The sequence below is a fragment of the Pseudomonas sp. Marseille-Q1929 genome, from assembly GCF_017316265.1.
In the GTDB taxonomy this organism is placed as follows: Bacteria; Pseudomonadota; Gammaproteobacteria; order Pseudomonadales; family Pseudomonadaceae; genus Aquipseudomonas.
Window position 1 is genome coordinate 466,375 of the sequence record NZ_JAFLWU010000001.1, and the last position, 17,500, is coordinate 483,874.

The window sequence follows — 17,500 nt, forward strand, 5'->3', positions numbered from 1 at the left end:
GTCCGTTAGCCTCTAGGCTCAATGCTTGCTGCAAGGATCGCCAGCACCAACTGCTGGAAGTCCAGGCCCGCTGCACGAGCAGCCATGGGTACCAGGCTGTGATCGGTCATGCCCGGTGCGGTGTTGACTTCCAGGAACCAGAAATTCCCTTGGTCATCCTGCATCACGTCTGCCCGCGCCCAACCGGCGATACCCAGCGCCTCACAGGCTTTCGCCGTGAGGTCCATCAATTCCTGTTCCTTGGTTGCGTCGAGGCCACACGGGATCCGGTACTGGGTATCGGAGGCCACGTACTTGGCGTCGTAGTCGTAAAAGGTGTGGGGCGTGCCCAATGCGATAGGCGGCAACACCTGGCCACGCAGGGTGGCGATGGTGAACTCAGGACCTTGAATCCACTGTTCCACCAACACTTGTGAGTCGTAGGTACTTGCCGCTTTCCATGCGTCGATCAATTCGGCGGCCGAGTTCACTTTGGCCATGCCGATACTGGAGCCTTCATGGGCAGGTTTGACGATCAAAGGCAGGCCCAGTTCCTTGGCTGCAGAAATACAATCGTCTTCGCTGCACAAAACGCTGTGACGCGGGGTTGGAATGCCCAGGCTGTGCCACACCTGCTTGGTGCGCAACTTGTCCATGGCCAGCGCGGAAGCAAGGATGCCGCTGCCGGTGTACGGGATGCCGGCGCATTCCAGCAGGCCCTGCATGCTGCCGTCTTCACCGCCACGGCCGTGGAGGATGATGAAGGCGCGGTCGATTTTCTCGGCCTGCAGGCGGGCGAGGAAGTCATCGCCCACGTCGATACCGAAGGCGTTCACGCCGGCACTTTGCAGGGCTTCGAGCACGGCATTGCCGGACTTGAGCGACACTTCGCGTTCAGCGCTTTTGCCGCCGAACAACACCGCTACGCGGCCGAAGTCGGCAGGCGCAATTTTCGAAAACAGGGAGGCGTAGTCAGTGATCATTTCGACTTCCCCTTCTCGGCGGCGGCAAACAACGGGCTCGCCAGCAATTTCGGGGCAAGGCCACCAATGTCACCGGCGCCCTGGCACAGCAGGATGTCACCGGCACGCAGCAGCGGCTTGACGATTGGCGCCAGGTCCACGCCACGCTCGATGTAGATCGGGTCCAACTGGCCACGCTGGCGGATGCTGTTGCACAGCTTGCGGCTGTCGGCGCCCGGGATCGGTTCTTCACCGGCCGGGTACACCTCCATCAGCAGCAGCACGTTGGCATCGGCCAATACATTGACGAAGTCGTCATACAGATCGCGGGTACGGCTGTAGCGGTGCGGCTGGTAGACCATCACCAGGCGACGCTCCGGCCAGCCACCACGCACGGCCTTGATCACGGCCGCGACTTCGGTGGGGTGGTGACCGTAGTCGTCCACCAGCATCACGTCGCCGCCTTCTACCGGCAACTGGCCGTAGACCTGGAAGCGCCGGCCCACGCCGGCAAAGCGCGACAGGCCTTCAACGATGGCTTCATCGCTGACACCTTCGTCGCTGGCGATGCAGATGGTCGCCAGGGAATTCAACACGTTGTGGTTGCCCGGCATGTTCACCGACACATCCAGCGGCTCGCGGTCAGGACGCAGCACGGTGAAGAAGGTTTGCATGCCTTCCTGGCGCACATTGATCGCACGCACGTCGGCGTCTTCGCTGAAGCCGTAGGTCACGGTCGGGCGCTTGACCTGAGGCAGGATTTCACGCACCACCGGGTCGTCCAGGCACACCACGGCCAAACCGTAGAACGGCAGGTTATGCAGGAACTCGACGAAGGTTTTCTTCAACTTGTTGAAGTCACCGTCGTAGGTGGCCATGTGGTCTTCGTCGATGTTGGTGACCACGGCGACCAGCGGTTGCAGATGTAGGAAGCTCGCGTCACTTTCATCGGCTTCGGCGATCAGGTAACGGCTGGTGCCCAGTTGTGCATTGGTGCCGGCTGCATTCAGGCGGCCACCGATCACAAAGGTCGGGTCCAGGCCACCGGCGGCGAACACCGAGGCGATCAGGCTGGTGGTGGTGGTCTTGCCATGGGTACCGGCGACGGCGATGCCGTGACGATAACGCATCAGCTCGGCCAGCATCTCGGCACGTGGCACCACCGGAATACGGCGCTCAAGTGCGGTGGCCACTTCCGGGTTGGAAGTGTTCACGGCGCTGGACACCACCAGCACATCGGCTTCGGCGGCGTTCTCGGCACGGTGGCCGATAAAGATCTGGGCGCCGAAGCTTTTCAGGCGATCGGTAACCGGCGACTCTTTCAAGTCCGAGCCGGACACCTGGTAGCCCAGGTTCAGCAACACTTCGGCAATGCCGCACATGCCCACGCCGCCGATACCGACGAAGTGGATTCGACGAATGCGGCGCATCTCGGGTTGTGGCATGGCTTTTTGATTCTCAACCATGGGCCACCTCCAGGCAGATATCGACCACGGTGCGGGTTGCGTCAGGTTTGGCCAGGCGGCTTGCGGTGCTCGCCATGTTGTTGAGTCGTTCCGGTTGCATCAAAACCTCGGTCAGGCGTGCGGCCAAGTCGGCGGCGCCAGTCGTTCTTTGCGGCAGCAGGAAGGCAGCGCCCTCCCCGGCCAAATATTCGGCGTTGCGGGTCTGGTGATCGTCGATTGCGTGGGGCAAAGGCACCAGCAAGGACGGCAGACCGGCGGCGGCCAGTTCACTGACGGTCAGCGCGCCGGAGCGGCAGACCACCAGGTCGGCCCAGCCATAGGCTTGGGCCATGTCTTTGATGAAGGGCTGTACGTTCGCCTCGACACCGGCTTCGCGATAGCGCGAGGCGGTGACTTCACCATGATCTTTACCGGCCTGATGGAAGACCTCCGGACGCAATTCCACAGGGAGTTGCGCCAGGGCTTCCGGCAGCAGTTTGTTCAAGGGCTCGGAGCCCAGGCTGCCGCCCATGATCAGCAGGTGCGCCTTGCGCCCGCTCAGTGCTTCGCGAGCAATGTCCATGAACAGTTCGGTACGCACCGGGTTGCCGGTGGTGCGCAGTTTGTCCGATGCATCGAAAGTCTTCGGGAAGGCCTCGCACACCCGTGCAGCCAAGGGCACCAACAGGCGGTTGGCGGTCCCAGCCACGGCGTTCTGCTCGTGCACGATCACCGGCACACCGGCGAGCTTGGCGGCGACGCCACCCGGGCCGGTCACATAACCACCAAAGCCCAGCACACACACCGGCTGCAATTCGCGAATTACCTTGCGCGCCTGCCACACCGCCTTGAGCAACACGAACGGCGCCTTGAGCAGGGACAACTTGCCCTTGCCACGCAGGCCGCTGACGTTGATCAAGTGCAGCGGCAAGCCGGCATTCGGCACCAAGTCGTTTTCAATACCGCGCGGCGTACCCAACCAGTGCACGGTGTAGCCACGGTTCTGGAACTCACGCGCACACGCCAAGGCCGGGAACACATGGCCCCCGGTGCCGCCTGCCATGATCAGCACGTTAGCGCCCATGGGGTGGCTCCTCGGCAAAATCGCTCTCACTGAATTCCATCTCTTCGCTGCCCAAGTGGGTTCGACTCTCCCACTCGATGCGCAGCAACAAGCCTAGGCAGATGCAGCAAATGACCAATGAACTGCCGCCGTAACTGAGGAACGGCAGGGTCAGGCCCTTGGTCGGCAGCCGCCCGATATTTACCCCGACATTGATCAGGAACTGGCCGATCCAAAGAAACGCCAACCCATATGCAACGTACGCGGCGAAAAACTGCTTGGCTTTCTCGGCCCACAGGCCTATGTACAGCGCACGCACGCAGACAAATACAAACAGCGCGACCGTGCATAACGAACCCACTACGCCGAGCTCTTCGGCAAGTACCGAGAATACGAAGTCAGTGTGAGCTTCCGGCAGGTAAAACTGCTTCTGCACACTGTTGCCCAGCCCTACCCCCAACCAACCGCCCCGACCAAAGGCAATCAGCGCCTGGGTCAATTGGTAGCCGGAGCCAAACTGGTCGGACCAGGGGTCGGTAAAGGTAATCAGACGGGCCATACGATAGGGTTGTGCCAGGACCAGCAGGTAAACCGCCACCACCGCCAGTACAACCATCAAGGCAAACCTCAACAGCCCAACGCCACCGAGAAACAACATCGCCGCCGCCGCGCCCATCATTACAACCGTGGCACCGAAGTCGGGCTCCATCAGCAACAGGCCGGCCATGGGCAGCAGCACGATGAACGGCTTGAAGAAGCCCATCCAGCTTTCGCGCACTTCTTTCTGGCGCCGCACCAGGTAACCGGCGAGGTAAATCACCACGAACACCTTGGCAATTTCCGACGGCTGCACGTTGAACGCGCCGAAGCCGATCCAGCGCATCGAACCGTTCACCTCACGGCCGATGCCGGGGAGGATCACCATGATCAGCAAGCCGAACGCGCCGATCAGCATCAACCAGCCCAAGCGCTGCCAGGTAGCGATGGGGATCATCATGGTGACGACGCACGCACCAAGGCCGATCACCAGGTACACCAAGTGACGGATCATCATGTACAGGGTGTTGCCCGACTGCACGGCGGCCACTTCGGACGATGCCGAGGTGATCATCACCAGGCCCAGGCCCAGCAGCGCGAGGCAACCGGCGAGCATGGGGAAGTCGAGGTCGATACCGCGACCGGTGATGATCGGCGACGGGTACGGCTTGATGATGTTTCTCAGACCGAGGCTCATACCAGCGCCTCCACGGCGCGGGCGAACAACTGGCCGCGCTCTTCGTAGTTCTTGAACATGTCGAAGCTGGCGCACGCCGGCGACAGCAGCACCGCATCGCCCGGCTGGGCCAGGGCCTTGCACTGGGCAATCGCGTCGTCCAGGGACGTGGCGCGCACTTGCGGCACCGCGTCGCCGAGGGCGGCGGCGATCAGGTCGGAATCGCGGCCCATCAGCACCACGGCGCGGCAATGTGCGGCGACCGGGCCTTTAAGGTCCTTGAAGTCGGCGCCCTTGCCATCGCCACCGGCGATCAGCACCAGCTTGCCGTCGATGTCGGCACCCAGGCCTTCGATGGCAGCCAATGCGGCGCCAACGTTGGTGGCCTTGGAGTCGTTGTAATAGTTGACGCCATCGAGTTCGCGCACCCATTGGCAGCGATGCTCAAGGCCGCCGAAGCTGCGCAGGGCCGACAACATGGCATCGAACGGCAGGCCCACGGCATGCCCAAGTGCCAGCGCCGCGAGGGCGTTGGATTGGTTATGGGCGCCACGGATTTTCAGCTCGCGCACCGGCATCAGGTTCTGGAATTCGAAGGCCAGGTATTTCTCGCCGTTCTCTTCCCGAATGCCAAAGGCTTTGAAGTCGGGTTTGCCGAGGCCGAAGGTCCAGCAAGGCATGCCCTCGCCCATCAGCGGACGGCTCAGGGCATCCTGGCGGTTGACCACGAACTGTTTTGCGCCACGGAAGATCCGGTGCTTGGCCAGGTGATAGGCCGGCAGCCCGCTGTAGCGGTCCATGTGGTCTTCACTCACGTTCAACACAGTGGCCACTTCGGCGCCGAGGTCGTGGGTGGTTTCCAGTTGGAAGCTCGACAGCTCCATCACGTACAACTCGACGTCATCGCTGAGCAGGTCCAGTGCCGGCACACCGAGGTTGCCGCCCACGGCCACGCGCTTGCCGGCCGCAGCCGCCATCTCGCCGACCAGGGTGGTCACGGTGCTTTTCGCGTTGGAACCGCTGATGGCCACGATCGGCGCCTTCGCGTTGCGCGCGAACAGGTCGATGTCACCGGACAGCTTCACGCCACGCGCGGCGGCGGCTTGCAGGGCCGGTGTCGCCAGGGCCAGGCCGGGACTCACGTAGAGCTCGTCGGCACGGCACAGAAACTCGACATCCAGCTCGCCACAACGCACTTCCACGTGCGGGTAGTCACGGCGCAGCGTGACCAGCTCCGGTGGATTTTCCCGCGTGTCGGCCACGGCAAACGACGTGCCCCGGTTCGCCAGGAAGCGAACCAGGGACATGCCGCTCTTGCCGAGGCCGACAACGATGCGGAAGTGGTCTGAAGCGATCAGGGACACTCGTTTCTACCTCAGTTTCAGGGTGGCAAGGCCGACCAGCACGAGAATCACGGTGATGATCCAGAAACGGACGATCACACGCGGCTCAGGCCAGCCCTTGAGTTCAAAGTGGTGGTGAATCGGCGCCATGCGGAACACGCGGCGCCCGGTCAACTTGAAGGAGGCCACCTGGATGACTACCGACAGGGTTTCCATCACGAACACACCGCCCATGATGAACAGCACGATTTCCTGACGCACGATCACGGCGATGGTGCCCAGGGCGGCGCCGAGCGCCAGTGCGCCGACATCGCCCATGAACACTTGCGCCGGGTAGGTGTTGAACCACAGGAAGCCCAGGCCGGCACCGATCAGCGCGCCGCAGAATACGATCAGTTCACCTGCGCCCGGTACATAGGGGATCAGCAGGTATTCAGCGAATTTCACGTTACCCGACAGGTAGCAGAAGATGCCGAGCGCGCCGCCCACCATCACCGTCGGCATGATCGCCAGGCCGTCGAGGCCGTCGGTGAGGTTCACCGCGTTGCTGGAGCCGACGATCACGAAATAGGTCAGCACCACGAAGCCGACACCCAGTGGAATGCTGGCGTCCTTTAGCATCGGGATGATCAGGGTGGTTTCCACCGCACTTGGCGCGGTCATGAACAGGAAAATCGCTGCACCCAGGCCGAACACCGACTGCCAGAAATACTTCCAGCGGCTTGGCAGGCCTTTCGAGTTTTTCTCGATCACCTTGCGGTAGTCATCGACCCAGCCGATGGCGCCGAACAACAGGGTCACCAACAACACTGTCCACACGTAGCGGTTGTGCAGGTCCGCCCAGAGCAAGGTGCTGATGCCGATGGACGACAAGATCAGCGCGCCGCCCATGGTCGGGGTGCCGGATTTGGACAGGTGCGACTGCGGGCCGTCATTACGAACCGATTGACCAATTTGCAGGTTCTGCAGGGTGCGGATCATCCACGGCCCCAAAAACAGCGACAGCGACAGCGCGGTCAGCACACCCAGGATCCCGCGCAGGGTCAGGTACTGAAAGACCGCGAAGCCTTTGTGGAACTGTTGCAGATACTCAGCCAGCAGCAGCAGCATTAATGTTTCTCCGTACTTGAGCCACACAAGGCCGCGACGACGTTTTCCATCACCGCGCTGCGCGATCCCTTGATCAAAATAGTGGTTTGTTTGTCTTGTTCGGCCGCAGTCAGCGCCTGGATCAGTTCGGCCTGGGTCGCGAAATGGCGTGCGCCGGGGCCGAAGGCGTTGACCGCGTGGGCCATGTTTGTACCCACGGCATACAGCGCGTCGACCTTGCCGGCGGCGTAGGCACCGACTTCACGATGGCCTTGCTCAGCCCAGTCGCCCAGCTCGCCGATATCGCCCAGCACCAGAACCTTGCGCCCGGCAAAGCCCTTCAGCAGATCAACGGCGGCGTTAATGGAAGACGGGTTGGCGTTGTAGGTGTCATCGATCACCCGCATGCCATTGGTCGCCAACTGCGCCACGGTACGGCCCTTGACCGGCTGCACAGCGCCCAGGCCGGTCGCGATACCAAACAGCGACACGCCCAGGGCGTGGGCGGCAGCGGCAGCGGCCAGGGCATTGGCGACGTTATGGTTGCCCAGCAGATTCAACTGCACCTGCTCGCTGCCTTGCGGGGTGTGCAAGGTGAAGGACGGGCAACCGCGGGCATCAACGGTGATGCTGGAAGCATGGAAATCAGCCGCGGCATTGCGCACGGCAAACGTCAGGACCTTGCGACCGGCGGCGCGTACACGCCAGGTCTCGAAGGCCTTGTCGTCCAGATTCAGTACGGCGGTGCCCGAGGCATCGAGGCCTTCAAGGATTTCGCCCTTGGCTTCGACGATTTTCTCCGGGCCGCCGAACTCGCCAACATGGGCGGTACCGGCGTTGTTGATGATCGCCACGTGGGGCTTGGTCAGCGCCACGGTGTAGGCGATTTCGCCAATGCGCGACGCGCCCAGCTCGATGACGGCCGCCGTGTGTTCCGGAGCCAGTTCGAGCAGGGTCAGCGGTGCGCCAAAATCATTGTTCAGGTTGCCACGGGTAGCGAGCACTGGGCCGCGCGTGCGCAGGATGCCGGCAAGCAGCTCCTTGACCGTGGTCTTGCCGCTGGAGCCGGTGATGGCGGCAACAGGCTTATCGAACGCAGCACGGTTCAGCGCACCCAACTGGCCCAGGGCCAAGCGGGTATCGGCGACCAGCAATTGCGGCAAGGTGGAATCTGCTACTTCGCGCTGCACCAAGGCGCCCACGGCACCTTTGGCAGCGACGTCATTCAGGTAGTCGTGCCCATCGAAACGCGGGCCCGCCAAGGCGACGAACAATTGGCCCGGTTTGATGTTGCGGCTGTCGATACTGACACCGTCGAAGCTGCAATCGCTCGACAGTACACGGGCCGCCAGGGCCTGGGTCAGTTCGCTGAATGTCATCGCCTTAAGCATGGGCGACCTCCCAGGCGGTCAAGGCGTGATCGGCCTCGACCAGATCGGAGAAGGCATGGCGTTCGCCGTTGATTTCCTGGTAGTCCTCGTGGCCCTTGCCGGCCAGTACCACGACGTCATCCACACCGGCGCAGGCAATCAGCTGGGCAATGGCGGCGCCACGTCCGGCGACAAACGTCACCTTGGACGCGTCTTTGAAGCCGCCACGGATGTCATCGAAAATCTGGCTCGGGTCTTCGCTGCGCGGGTTGTCGTCGGTGACGAGCACACCATCGGCCAGGCGCTCGACGATCTCGGCCATCAACGGGCGTTTGCCGCGATCACGGTCACCGCCGCAGCCGAACAGGCAGAGCAATTTGCCCTTGGCGTGTGGGCGCAGGGCAACCAGGACTTTTTCCAGGGCATCCGGGGTGTGGGCGTAATCGACCACCACCAGCGGCTGCGAACCGCCACCCAGGCGCTGCATGCGACCGATCGGGCCTTCCAGCTTGGGCAGCACCCGCAGGATTTCGTCGAGGGCGTAATCCAGGCCGAGCAACGCGCCAACGGCGGCGAGGACGTTGCTCAGGTTGAAGCGACCGAGCAGGGTGCTACGCAGATGGTGCTCGCCTTGCGGCGTCACCAGCGTGGCGCGCACGCCCTCGTCGTTAAATTGGGCGTCGCGGCAATACAGGTACGCACTGGAATCTTCCAGGCTGTAGCTGATCAGGCGCGACTCATGGTCTTGCGCCGCCAACTGGCGACCGAATTCGTCGTCCAGGTTCACCACCCGGCACTTCAGGTCATTCCAGGCAAACAGCTTGGCCTTTTCGGCGGCGTAGGCCTCCATGGTGCCGTGGTAGTCCAGGTGATCGCGGGATAGGTTGGTCATCACCGCCACGTCAAAGGCCAACGCAGCAACGCGGCCCTGATGCAGTCCGTGGGACGAGACTTCCATGGCAACCGCCTTGGCGCCGGCCTTTTTCAGGTCGGCCAGGGTCGCTTGCACGGCAATCGGGTTCGGCGTGGTGTGCAGGCCGCTGTGCAGCGCGCCATAAAAACCGGTGCCAAGGGTGCCGATAATGCCGCAGTGCTGACCGAGCAGGTCCAAGGCCTGGGCGACCAACTGGGTCACGCTGGTCTTGCCGTTGGTGCCGGTGACGCCCACCAGATTGACGTGACGGCTCGGGTCGCCATAAAAACGCCCGGCGATGTCCGACAGTTGTTTGGCCAGGCCCTTGACCGGAATCAACGGCACGTCGGTGATCGGCAGCACGGTGGCGCCTTCCACTTCATAAGCCACCGCCGCCGCACCACGCTGCAAGGCATCGGCGATATGGTCACGGCCATCGACCTTGCCGCCCGGCACGGCCAGGAACAGGTCACCGGCACGCACATTGCGGCTGTCCAGGCTCAGCTCGCGGATCAGCAGATCGCGGCCAGCGTGGGCGAAAATCTTGTTCAGGCTAAGAGACATCAGCCGCGCCCTCCATTGGCTTTTACGGCAGCGGCCGGTGGTCCGGCGTTCGCTTGTTGGGTCGGCGGCAGGTTGTCCGGCGTGATGTTCATCAGGCGCAGGGTGCCGGACATCACTTTGCTGAACACCGGCGCCGATACCAGGCCACCGAAGTAGCCTGCTTTACTCGGTTCATCGATCACTACGACGATGGCGTAGCGCGGGTCGCTCATCGGCCCAAAGCCGGCGAACAGCGAGCGATAGGAGTTTTCGGCATAGCCCTTGGTACCCACCGACGTTTTACGCGCGGTACCGGACTTGCCTGCCACGTGATACGCCGGCACCTGCGCACGGAACACGCCGCGCGGTGCTTCGATCACTTGTTGCAGCATGCCTTGCATGGTCTTGGCGACGTTTTCCGGAATCACCTGGGTAGCTTTCGGCGCTTCGTCGACATGGATCAGGCTCAGCGGAACCATGCGCCCATTGTTCGCCAATACAGAGAAAGCGTGGGCCAGTTGGATCGCGGTCACCGACAGGCCGTAGCCATAGGACAGCGTGGCGGTCTCGGCTTTTTTCCAGTCGCGGTAGTTCGGCAGGTTGCCCACGCGCTCGCCAGGGAAGTCGAGGCCGGTGGGTTGGCCAAGGCCGATCTTCTGCGCCAGGTGGTAGATGGTTTCGCCGCCGATATCGAAGGCGACCTTGCTCATGCCCACGTTACTGGAGTTGATCAGGATACCTGTCAGATCCAGCACTGGACCTTCGGTGCGGGACACGTCACGAATGGTGTATTTGCCCAACTGCAAGGTGCCCGGATACACCTCGACCTTGTCGCTGGGCTTCCAGCGCCCGGTTTCGAGGGCGGCACTCATGGAGATGGCTTTCATGGTCGAACCCGGTTCGAACACGTCGATCATCGCGCGGTTACGCATCATCGCCGGTTGCAGGTTGCGACGGTTGTTCGGGTTGTACGTCGGCTGGTTGACCATGGCGAGGATCTCGCCGGTCTTCACGTCCATGATCACCAGGCTGCCGGCCTTGGCGCCGTTCTCGATGATCGCGTTACGCAGCTCGCGGTTGGCCAGGTATTGCAGGCGCAGGTCAATCGACAACGCCAAGGGCTTACCGGCCTTGGCGTTTTTGGTGACCTGGACATCCTTGATCAGTCTGCCGCGCCGATCCTTGATGACTTGTCGTTTGCCGGGAACCCCGGCCAGCCATTCATCGTAGGCCAGCTCCACGCCTTCGCGACCGTGGTCGTCGATATCGGTAAAACCGACCATATGGGCGGTGGTTTCACCGGCTGGGTAGAAACGGCGGAATTCCTCGATGCCATAGACACCGGGGACTTTAAGGTCGAGCACTTGCTGACCCTGTTCAGGGGTGAGGCCGCGAACAAGGTAGATGAATTCTTTGTTGGCCTGGGCTTCCAGGCGTTCGCTCAGGGCTTTCGGGTCTTGACCAAGGGCACTGGCCAGTGCCGGCCAGCGATCCTTGGCCACCTGCAATTCCTTGGCGTTGGCCCACAGGGTGGTCACCGGGGTACTGACGGCCAGGGGCTCGCCGTTACGGTCGGTGATCAGGCCGCGGTGCGCAGGAATCGGGATATGACGCAGGCTGCGGGCATTGCCCTCGCCGATCAGGAAGTCGCGATCGACCACTTGCAGGTCGATGATCCGCCAGGCAATCGCGCCCACCATCAATGCCAGCAAGCCGAGCATCAGGCGGAAGCGCCATGGGTAGAGTGCGCCTTCGAGTTTCATCATGGCGCCACCATGCGGACTTCGGCCGCGCCAGGGATGTGCATTTTCAGCTGTTCGGTGGCCAGCACTTCGATACGGCTATGGGCCGTCCAGGTGCTTTGTTCCAGGATCAGCCGGCCCCATTCCGCTTGCGCCTTGTCACGCACACTCAACTCCCCATACAGGGTGTTGAGCAATTGGCGGTTGTAGTGGGCGCTGTAGGACACCGCAATCGCGGACACCAGCACGCCGACGTACAGCAGCATCATGAAGAAGCTGCCGCCCGGGAGGGGCTTGGCAAAAAGCTTGCTCACCGCAGCTTCTCGGCAACGCGCATGACAGCGCTGCGGGAGCGTGGGTTGGCCTTGAGTTCGGCTTCGGAAGCGAACTGCGCTTTGCCATGGATTTTGATTTTCGGCACAAAGGCTTCGAAACGTACCGGCAGGTTGCGCGGCAGGTTGTCGGACTCACCCTTGACCAGGCGACGCATGAACAGCTTGACGATACGGTCTTCGAGGGAGTGGAAGCTGATCACCACCAGGCGACCGCCCACTTCCAAGGCGTCCAGCGCGGCTTCGAGGCCCGCTTCCAGATCGCCCAATTCGTTGTTGACGTGAATGCGCAGGCCCTGGAACGCGCGGGTTGCCGGGTTCTTGCCCTTTTCCCACGCCGGGTTGGCGACTTTCAGCACTTCGGCCAGGTCGGCGGTGCGCTCGAACGGCTGGATCTCACGGCGCTCGACCACGGCACGGGCCATGCGGCCGGCGAAGCGCTCTTCGCCGTATTCCTTGAATACGCGAGTGATTTCTTCGTGGGGCGCGGTGGCGATGAACTGTGCAGCACTGATGCCCCGGGTCGGGTCCATGCGCATGTCGAGGGGGCCATCGTTCATGAAACTGAAGCCGCGCTCAGGGTCGTCAAGCTGTGGCGAAGACACACCCAGGTCGAGCAAAACCCCGGCCACCTTGCCTGCCATGCCGCGCTCGGCCACTTCGGCACCCAGCTCGGCAAAGCTGCGCTGCACAACGACAAAGCGGCCGTCTTCGGCCGCTAGCGCTTGCCCGGTGGCAATCGCTTGGGGGTCTTTGTCGAACCCGAGGAGTTTACCGTCGGACCCGAGCTGGCTGAGTATCAACCGGCTATGCCCGCCCCTGCCGAATGTGCCATCCAGATAGCAACCATCCGCGCGCACGGCGAGAGCCTCAACGGCTTCGTCAAGCAATACGGTGATGTGGTTAAAGCCGCTATCAATAGTCACAGGATCAAATCACGCAGTTCATCAGGCATGGCGCCCGGTTGTTGAATAGCAGCCAGGTCAGCTGCAGAAACAGCATCCCAGGCATCTTCGTCCCACAATTGGAACTTGTTCAGTTGGCCCACCAGCATTGCGCGCTTGTCCAGCTTGGCGTACTCGCGCAAACGCGGCGGCACCAGGAAACGACCACTGCCATCGAGCTCGAGGTCGACGGCGTTACCAATCAGCAAACGCTGCAGGCGGCGGTTTTCTTCACGCAATGAAGGCAGGGCACGCAACTTGGTTTCAATCAGCTCCCACTCATCGAGGGGGTAAACACATAAACAAGGGTCAACGGCATCGATCGTGATGATCAACTGCCCGGAACTTCGCGAAATCAGCTCGTCACGATACCGGCTCGGCATAGCGAGACGGCCTTTTGCATCGAGACTGATAGCGTTAGCTCCGCGAAACACAGATGCGTTTCTCCAAATTTTAGCGTTTTACGTTCAAAAAACCCACTTTGTGCCACTTTCCGCCACTTGCGCACACTATAGGAATGCGCCCACCACACCGTCAAGGCGCGGATTCAAGGAAAAGCCTTACAGAACGGAGATTTAGGAGCGTAAAGGGAGGAGAAACGAGAGTTTGGCGATGTTTTTGACCCAACAAGCACAAACAGCTCAAAGAGCTATGGCTCAAAGTTAAAGTAATTTATTAAGAGTAAGATTTTTTTGGTATTACGAAGATGCATCTGCCAATGATTCGGCAGGGAGGGATTCTTGCGTTACTACCGGGTTTCTGCCCGAGATTCGGACAGAAGGAAAAAAGGTGGAGAGTCGATCTGTAAGCCGGGTTCTGTCTTGAACAGTCATTCGTCTACGATGGCCATCACTGGACACCTTTAGCAACCTACCCGGTCCCAGCGCGGGCCACGCCTTGGGACCCTATTTGGTCTTGCTCCAAGTGGGGTTTACCTAGCCACGAACTGTTGCCAGTCGTGCGGTGCGCTCTTACCGCACCTTTTCACCCTTACCGGCACCGAAGTGCTTAGGCGGTTATTTTCTGTGGCACTTTCCGTAGGCTCACGCCTCCCAGGCATTACCTGGCACTTCGCCCTATGGAGCCCGGACTTTCCTCCCCCCCCTAATTTTCATAGAGGGCAGCGACTGTCCAATCGACTCTCCGCCGCGCAGGTTAACGGCACGGCGGACTTAGGACAAGTAATAAAAGTTCAGAATTGCTATCACGTTCAGACGAAATACAGCTTTCGCCCCTGAACTATTCGGCTTTCTGTTTATCCAGCGCAACCTGATACAACACATTCTTGCGCAGACCGGTAATTTCCGCCGCCAGCGCAGCGGCACGCTTGAGGGGCATCTCCTTGAGCAACAGGTCGAGGATGCGCATGGCTTCGCTACCCACGGCGTCTTCGCTTTCCGGCGCCGTCCAGCCTGCGACCAGCACTACACACTCGCCGCGCTGCTGGTTGCTGTCACCCTCGACAAAGGCGCGCAGCTCTTCCAAAGGCAGGCCCTTGAGGGTTTCGAAGGTCTTGGTCAGCTCGCGGGCCAGCAGCGCCAGGCGCTCGCCGCCGAATACCAGTTCCATATCCTGCAAGCATTCAAGGATGCGATGGGGCGCTTCATAGAAGATCAATGTGCGCGGTTCTTCCTTTACCGCCTCAAGGCGCGCACGCCGCCCCACGGCCTTGGCCGGCAGGAAACCTTCGAAAATAAAGCGGTCCGACGGCAGGCCCGCCGCTGACAAAGCAGCAATCAGCGCGCACGCCCCCGGAACAGGCACTACATTGATACCAGCAGCCCGCGCCTGGCGCACCAGGTGATAACCCGGATCGGAGATCAACGGCGTGCCCGCATCGGAGATCAGTGCCACATCGTCACCGGCCAGCAGGCGCACGATAAAACGGCTGCCTTCTTCGCGTTCGTTGTGCTCGTGACAGGCAGCGAGTGGCGTGCTGATACCAAAATGCTGCATCAAGCGTTGGGAGTGCCGCGTGTCTTCGGCCGCGATCAATTTAACGTCACGCAACACTTTCAGCGCCCGGGCACTGATGTCGTCCAGGTTGCCAATGGGCGTCGCCACGACAAAAAGCGAGCCTGCAGTGGAATTCAAAGGACCTGGAGCAGTCAAAACGCACACCTCGATGGTTGGGAAAAATCGCATTGTAGCGCGTAGGCGCCTCGATAATATGCCCTCACGGTCAGCCGCAGATGGCTGCCGGCAACATTTGCACGACCTAATTCGACGGTTTCACGCCAGTAACATCGCGCCTGGGCCAGTGCTTGGGTACAATTCCACGCTAATTTGATCGGTATCAGGAACACTTACATGATCGCTTGCCTGCGGCTGCTCTCCGCCCTCTGCCTCGCTGCCCTTCTGGCGGCCTGCGCCAGCTCGCCCTCGTCCAGCCTTGGCGACCTTCCACGGACCCCGGACGCCAGTATCGAGCAATTGCTCGAACAGGCCACCACCGCCAAGACGCCAGAAAAGGCCGCATTGCTGCGCCTGAGTGCGGCAGACATGGCCTACAGGCAGAACAACCCTGGCCGTTCGTCGCAGATTCTTGCGCAAGTGCCCCTGGATGTCCTCAAGCCTGCCGCGCAAGTGTTTGCCAGCACCCTGGCCGCCGAACTGGCCATGGCGCGCAACCAACCCAAGGCCGCACTGACGGCGCTGAGCCATCCCAGCCTGCAAAACCTGAAGGACCTGCCGACCGAGCAGCAGCTGCGCACCGGCAGCGTGCATGCCCGCGCCTATGAAGCCGATGGCCAGACACTGGCCGCCGCCCGCGAGCGCGTGGCCATGGCCCCGCTGCTCAGCGGCGATGCCGGCAAAAGCAATCACGAAGCCATCTGGGCCCTGATTGCCGCAGTGCCTGCAGACCAACTGCAAGCCAGCGGCAACCCGACGCTCGACGGCTGGATCACCCTGGCCCAGGCGGTCAAGGGCGCCGGTACCCTGGAGCAACAGCAAGCCGCCATCGACACCTGGCGCGCGCAGAACCCAGGCCATCCTGCGGCGCTGCAACTGCCGACTCCGCTGACCAAGCTCAAGGAACTGGCCAGCCAGCCCCTGACCAAGATCGCCCTGCTGTTGCCGCAGGAAGGCCCGCTGGCCTCCGTTGGCAAGGCACTGCGCGAAGGCTTCATGGCCGCGCACTACCAGGCTGAACAAGCCGGGCAGAAGCCGCCGGTCATCGAGTTCTTTGACAGCTCGCGCCTGACCTCCATCGATGACTTCTACGCCAAGGCCCAGGCTGCCGGTGTACAACTGGTGGTCGGCCCGCTGGAAAAACCTCTGGTCAAACAGCTGAGCGCCCGCCCGCAATTGCCGATCACCACCCTGGCACTGAACTACAGCGAGGCCGACCAGAACCCGGCGCAGTTGTTCCAGTTCGGCCTGGCGGCTGAAGACGAAGCCCGCGAAGTCTCGCGCCGCGCCCGCGCCGACGGCCTGCATCGCGCGGCGGCCATGGTGCCGCGTGGCGAATGGGGCGAGCGTGTCTATAAAGCCTTCCGTCAGGATTGGGAAGCCAATGGCGGCACCGTTGTCGGCGTCGAATACGTCGATCAACCCGTCGCCCTCGCCCAGCAGATCGCCGACCTGTTCCAACTGCGCAAAAGCGAAGGCCGCGCCAAGAGCCTGCAAAGCACTGTCGGCACTGACGTTGCTGCACAGCCTTCGCGCCGCCAGGACATCGAATTCATCTTCCTGGCCGTTACCCCGCAACTGGCCCAGCAGATCAAGCCGACCCTGAACTTCCAGTACGCCGGTGATGTACCTGTGTATGCGACGTCCCACGTGTTCAGCGCCAGCGGCGACAAGAACCAGTACCTGGACATGACCAACGTGATGTTCTGCGAAACCCCTTGGCTGCTCAACAGCACCGACCCGCTGCGCAACCAGGTTGCCGCACAATGGCCGCAAGCCAATGGCAGCCTGGGTCGCCTGTACGCGATGGGCGTTGACGCCTATCGCCTGGCGCCACGCCTGGGTCAGCTCAAGGCACTGCCAGACACCCGCATTGACGGCCTCTCTGGCAACTTGGGCATCAGCGCCAGCCAGCGCGTTGACCGCCAGATGCCATGGGCCAAGTTCGTCGGCGGCGACATCCAGCGCCTGCCCGACACGCCGCGCTGATGCCCGAGCGGTCCAGCGCACAAAGCGGCAAGGACGCCGAACTGCAAGCTCTGAAACATTTGCAACAGCAGGGTCTGCGCCTTCTGGCGCAGAACTGGTTATGTAAACGCGGTGAGCTTGATCTGGTCATGCTTGACGGCGATACAGTAGTATTCGTCGAAGTCCGCTACAGAAAACACGCACAATGGGGTGGCGCGCTCGCCAGTATCGACGAGCGCAAGCGTCAGAAGCTGATACTCACCGCGCAGTTTTTCCTGCAAAAAGAGCATCGCTGGGCCGACGCCCCCTGCCGTTTCGATGTGGTTGCCATAGAACCCACACCGTCTGGTCAGGCTGATCTGAACTGGCTCAAAGATGCCTTCGACAGCTGATTCGCCGGACATCTTCACCACACACTTTTGCTCTTTGCTTTGCGGGCTGCACATTCCTGTGCCGAACAG

General features: G+C 61.7%; 15 protein-coding genes and 1 other RNA gene. 2 read left to right on the forward strand and 14 right to left on the reverse strand.

The window, feature by feature from the left end; all coding sequences use genetic code 11:
• Nucleotides 1-5: 5 nt before the first annotated feature.
• The 14 genes from J1G37_RS02110 to rsmI form a co-directional block, all read right to left on the reverse strand.
• Nucleotides 6-962, reverse strand: coding sequence for a D-alanine--D-alanine ligase (locus J1G37_RS02110; RefSeq protein WP_207040024.1), 957 nt, complete (start codon nt 960-962; stop codon nt 6-8).
• Nucleotides 959-2,407: a UDP-N-acetylmuramate--L-alanine ligase gene (gene murC, locus J1G37_RS02115; RefSeq protein WP_207040025.1), complete on the reverse strand. Its 1,449-nt coding sequence runs from the start codon at nt 2,405-2,407 to the stop codon at nt 959-961. The genes J1G37_RS02110 and murC overlap by 4 nt, the downstream gene beginning before the upstream one ends.
• Nucleotides 2,400-3,470 carry an undecaprenyldiphospho-muramoylpentapeptide beta-N-acetylglucosaminyltransferase gene (murG, locus tag J1G37_RS02120; protein ID WP_207040026.1) on the reverse strand — a complete coding sequence of 357 codons (1,071 nt, stop codon included), beginning with the start codon at nt 3,468-3,470 and terminating at the stop codon, nt 2,400-2,402. Before murG ends, murC begins: the two co-directional genes overlap by 8 nt.
• The gene (gene ftsW, locus J1G37_RS02125) at nt 3,460-4,671 is read right to left on the reverse strand and encodes a putative lipid II flippase FtsW (RefSeq protein ID WP_207040204.1); all 1,212 of its coding nucleotides are present in this window, start codon (nt 4,669-4,671) and stop codon (nt 3,460-3,462) included. The genes murG and ftsW overlap by 11 nt, the downstream gene beginning before the upstream one ends.
• An 8-nt stretch (nt 4,672-4,679) precedes the next feature.
• The gene (murD, locus tag J1G37_RS02130; RefSeq protein WP_207040027.1) at nt 4,680-6,026 is read right to left on the reverse strand and encodes a UDP-N-acetylmuramoyl-L-alanine--D-glutamate ligase; all 1,347 of its coding nucleotides are present in this window, start codon (nt 6,024-6,026) and stop codon (nt 4,680-4,682) included.
• 6 nt (nt 6,027-6,032) lie between these two features.
• Nucleotides 6,033-7,115 carry a phospho-N-acetylmuramoyl-pentapeptide-transferase gene (gene mraY, locus J1G37_RS02135; protein ID WP_017738698.1) on the reverse strand — a complete coding sequence of 361 codons (1,083 nt, stop codon included), beginning with the start codon at nt 7,113-7,115 and terminating at the stop codon, nt 6,033-6,035.
• Nucleotides 7,115-8,485, reverse strand: coding sequence for a UDP-N-acetylmuramoyl-tripeptide--D-alanyl-D-alanine ligase (gene murF, locus J1G37_RS02140; protein ID WP_207040028.1), 1,371 nt, complete (start codon nt 8,483-8,485; stop codon nt 7,115-7,117). Before murF ends, mraY begins: the two co-directional genes overlap by 1 nt.
• Nucleotides 8,478-9,941 (reverse strand): UDP-N-acetylmuramoyl-L-alanyl-D-glutamate--2,6-diaminopimelate ligase, encoded by a 1,464-nt coding sequence (locus J1G37_RS02145; protein WP_207040029.1) that lies wholly within the window; start codon nt 9,939-9,941, stop codon nt 8,478-8,480. Before J1G37_RS02145 ends, murF begins: the two co-directional genes overlap by 8 nt.
• On the reverse strand, nt 9,941-11,683 hold the full coding sequence (locus J1G37_RS02150; RefSeq protein ID WP_207040205.1) for a penicillin-binding protein 2: 1,743 nt from the start codon (nt 11,681-11,683) through the stop codon (nt 9,941-9,943). Before J1G37_RS02150 ends, J1G37_RS02145 begins: the two co-directional genes overlap by 1 nt.
• Nucleotides 11,683-11,976, reverse strand: a complete 294-nt coding sequence (gene ftsL, locus J1G37_RS02155; protein WP_017738702.1) for a cell division protein FtsL — start codon at nt 11,974-11,976, stop codon at nt 11,683-11,685. The genes J1G37_RS02150 and ftsL overlap by 1 nt, the downstream gene beginning before the upstream one ends.
• Entirely contained in the window at nt 11,973-12,914 is a 942-nt protein-coding gene (gene rsmH / locus J1G37_RS02160) for a 16S rRNA (cytosine(1402)-N(4))-methyltransferase RsmH (RefSeq protein ID WP_085986532.1), read from the reverse strand. The genes ftsL and rsmH overlap by 4 nt, the downstream gene beginning before the upstream one ends.
• A 2-nt stretch (nt 12,915-12,916) precedes the next feature.
• Nucleotides 12,917-13,372 carry a division/cell wall cluster transcriptional repressor MraZ gene (gene mraZ / locus J1G37_RS02165; protein WP_003171868.1) on the reverse strand — a complete coding sequence of 152 codons (456 nt, stop codon included), beginning with the start codon at nt 13,370-13,372 and terminating at the stop codon, nt 12,917-12,919.
• Nucleotides 13,373-13,727: 355 nt separating this feature from the next.
• Nucleotides 13,728-14,081, reverse strand: an RNA gene (rnpB, locus tag J1G37_RS02170) — RNase P RNA component class A.
• A gap of 96 nt (nt 14,082-14,177) precedes the next feature.
• Nucleotides 14,178-15,083, reverse strand: coding sequence for a 16S rRNA (cytidine(1402)-2'-O)-methyltransferase (gene rsmI / locus J1G37_RS02175; protein ID WP_207040030.1), 906 nt, complete (start codon nt 15,081-15,083; stop codon nt 14,178-14,180).
• A 165-nt stretch (nt 15,084-15,248) separates the two neighbouring features.
• Here rsmI and J1G37_RS02180 point away from each other — a divergent pair, with 165 nt between their 5' ends.
• Nucleotides 15,249-17,060 carry a penicillin-binding protein activator gene (locus tag J1G37_RS02180; RefSeq protein ID WP_207040031.1) on the forward strand — a complete coding sequence of 604 codons (1,812 nt, stop codon included), beginning with the start codon at nt 15,249-15,251 and terminating at the stop codon, nt 17,058-17,060.
• Nucleotides 17,060-17,431 carry a YraN family protein gene (locus tag J1G37_RS02185; RefSeq protein ID WP_207040032.1) on the forward strand — a complete coding sequence of 124 codons (372 nt, stop codon included), beginning with the start codon at nt 17,060-17,062 and terminating at the stop codon, nt 17,429-17,431. The genes J1G37_RS02180 and J1G37_RS02185 overlap by 1 nt, the downstream gene beginning before the upstream one ends.
• The last annotated feature ends 69 nt before the right edge of the window (nt 17,432-17,500 follow it).

Excerpts from the sequence above, each read along its gene's own strand:
- J1G37_RS02180 (WP_207040031.1), top strand. The coding sequence starts at position 15,249 with ATGATCGCTTGCCTGCGGCTGCTCTCCGCCCTCTGCCTCGCTGCCCTT.
- J1G37_RS02150 (WP_207040205.1), bottom strand. The coding sequence starts at position 11,683 with ATGAAACTCGAAGGCGCACTCTACCCATGGCGCTTCCGCCTGATGCTC.
- murF (WP_207040028.1), bottom strand. The coding sequence starts at position 8,485 with ATGCTTAAGGCGATGACATTCAGCGAACTGACCCAGGCCCTGGCGGCC.
- murG (WP_207040026.1), bottom strand. The coding sequence starts at position 3,470 with ATGGGCGCTAACGTGCTGATCATGGCAGGCGGCACCGGGGGCCATGTG.
- murC (WP_207040025.1), bottom strand. The coding sequence starts at position 2,407 with ATGGTTGAGAATCAAAAAGCCATGCCACAACCCGAGATGCGCCGCATT.
- rsmI (WP_207040030.1), bottom strand. The coding sequence starts at position 15,083 with ATGCGATTTTTCCCAACCATCGAGGTGTGCGTTTTGACTGCTCCAGGT.
- J1G37_RS02185 (WP_207040032.1), top strand. The coding sequence starts at position 17,060 with ATGCCCGAGCGGTCCAGCGCACAAAGCGGCAAGGACGCCGAACTGCAA.
- J1G37_RS02110 (WP_207040024.1), bottom strand. The coding sequence starts at position 962 with ATGATCACTGACTACGCCTCCCTGTTTTCGAAAATTGCGCCTGCCGAC.
- J1G37_RS02145 (WP_207040029.1), bottom strand. The coding sequence starts at position 9,941 with ATGTCTCTTAGCCTGAACAAGATTTTCGCCCACGCTGGCCGCGATCTG.
- mraY (WP_017738698.1), bottom strand. The coding sequence starts at position 7,115 with ATGCTGCTGCTGCTGGCTGAGTATCTGCAACAGTTCCACAAAGGCTTC.